This is a genomic window from Ochrobactrum sp. SFR4, assembly GCF_019730395.1.
Lineage (GTDB): Bacteria > Pseudomonadota > Alphaproteobacteria > Rhizobiales > Rhizobiaceae > Pseudochrobactrum.
Window position 1 is genome coordinate 1 of record NZ_JAAPBB010001251.1, and the last position, 242, is coordinate 242.

The 242-nt window shown below is 55.8% G+C and carries 1 protein-coding gene; it reads left to right on the forward strand.

Annotation, left to right across the window (positions count from 1 at the left end; all coding sequences use genetic code 11):
* A partial coding sequence (locus HBA93_RS23025) for a putative sulfate exporter family transporter (protein WP_221724776.1) occupies window positions 1–242 on the forward strand: 242 nt, incomplete at both ends.

A 242-nucleotide genomic window follows, 5' to 3' on the forward strand; every position in this document is an offset into this window, starting at 1 on the left:
GTTATTGTGACAATCGGTGTTATTGGTGCGAAGTCGGGCGGTGCCCGTCCGAAACTGTCGCAGATGGTGCCGTGGTTTATTATCGGCTTTCTGGGCATGATGGCACTGCGTAGCCTGTCACTGATCCCCCAGGTTGTTCTGACACCACTGCATGAGGGCAGTACAGCCCTGACAGTAATTGCAATGGCGGGACTCGGACTTGGTGTGGATGTGCGCACCGTTGTTAAAGCCGGTGGCCGTGT